This is a genomic window from Nonomuraea sp. NPDC049625, from assembly GCF_040675285.1.
GTDB classification, from domain to species: domain Bacteria; phylum Actinomycetota; class Actinomycetes; order Streptosporangiales; family Streptosporangiaceae; genus Nonomuraea; species Nonomuraea angiospora_A.
The window spans coordinates 1-1,757 of the sequence record NZ_JBFAOQ010000058.1 but is presented as its reverse complement, the minus strand read 5'-3'; the positions used below and the strand labels follow the sequence as shown (position 1 = coordinate 1,757).

Here is a 1,757-nt window from a genome sequence, read left to right as displayed (position 1 = left end):
GCCGGATGCTCTCCGAATGGCCTTGTAGGCCGCAACGCTGCTGGCCTCACACTATCTTGCCAATCCGGGGTGTGGACATCCAATGGCGGCTTAGGGACACCAAGCGAGTATTCAACTTCTTATTACCGCCCTAAAAGTGTAGGGGGTTGGGGCGGAACACTTAATATCGGAGCCCACAAGATCTGCACCATAACTTCAAACCATGGTACAAACGTAGCAAGCACCTATCCAGGCTTCGGCTGCAAGGTCTACGACTCGTCTGGAAACTGGATTCTCCAGGCTTATGCCCAAGATCAGGGCACCGGGTATTGCACAGCAACTTGCTATTAACAGGCTTGCCAACCATCACGAAGTCCATGTGCACCAGATTCGAATAAACCCTCCCATAAAAAAGCCCCGGTAAGGGGCTTTCTTATGGGCAGCGTAAACAGTGAACTAAAAGCATGTTAGGGCTGCAGCATCTTGGGGGACGACATACTCCTGTACCTGGCCGGCTATGAATCCGTAACTCATGCACGCTCGATTGCCGCAGGATAACGACCACTGGAAAGAGCCAGTCTCCTTTCCGGGCTCACTTCCACAGGTCGCGTATCCGTTAGCTCCTGGTTGATTGTTTACATAAGAAATTCTAGTCAGGACATACGATGGTTTATACATCCTGAACCACACCCCGGATTGGCAATTAGAACTGGCAGCAGAAAATAGTTGAATAGTCATTCTGTCCAATAATTATCCCGGGCGTGCTGCTCCCCCTCCACCCGCTTCCCGTTGTGTCCCAGGCAATCTTCGTATATCCGGCAGGGCAAGCGTAAGTCGTTACGTCGTTAGACGAATAGCCGGGTATCGTGAATGCCTTACACGTAGGAGCGCCCCCGCCGTTGGATTTCCACACACCGGATTGGCAAAACACAATTTTAACGGTAGCAGTAGACAACTTGGGTGCCAGAGCCGGAGTAATACCAGTTCCCTCCGCTAAATGTTAATGACTTCGAGTTTCCACTGCCGTAATTGAGGGTGCATATTACCCACGTCCCTAGATTAGAGCCGGTTACCCGATACGGCCCATCAAGTCCGCCACCGACCTTGGACCACACACCGGATTGGCAAGATGATCACTGAGTGAATTCAGCCAGATAGATTCGTCCAGCGCCGCATGTATATGGAGCGGACGACACTTGATATGCACTGCCCGCTGGCACCATGAAACCGATGGAATCCGATTTGGAACCTACATCGTATGTATGGCTTGACCCTGCAACTGTAATCCAGCCTCCGTAAAATACAGCCGCAGAAAGTTGATATCTATTCCCGCAGGTTCCTCCGGAGCCATTGCCTCCGTAAGCAGAAACGAACATTGGTGAGCTAGTAATGTTCGTCCTCGTGACAGACCCGTTGAACAAGCCGATATAGTCCAAACGACCAGGTGCTGATCCTCCCCCTCGCCACACCCCGGATTGGCAATGTAGTGCCCGAATCCCGCGTCTGTCCTGGCTACCCGTACTTTCAAGATCACCCAATCACTGCAAAAAAGTGTGACCCCCCCCTTTTGACTGTTCTGAGAGTAGGCAGAGTGGATCCAGCATGATGATGTCTGCCTCGTCGACCTGTTCCAGGTACTGATCAGGTGCTGGTACGTGGCGTTTGTCACGCAAGGCCACCATGAGATGCCTCAGCAGGGCGTCCTGGGCGCTCTGTAGCGCGATTTCCGGCGTGAGTCCTTGCCCTTCTACTCCTTCGAAGTCCAAGACGCGGACAAC

The 1,757-nt window shown here is 52.5% G+C and carries 1 protein-coding gene; it reads right to left on the bottom strand.

From position 1 onward, the window contains the following. Positions 1 to 1,517: 1,517 nt before the first annotated feature. A partial coding sequence (locus tag AB0J87_RS64375; protein ID WP_363985919.1) for a hypothetical protein occupies positions 1,518 to 1,757 on the bottom strand: 240 nt, incomplete at its 5' end.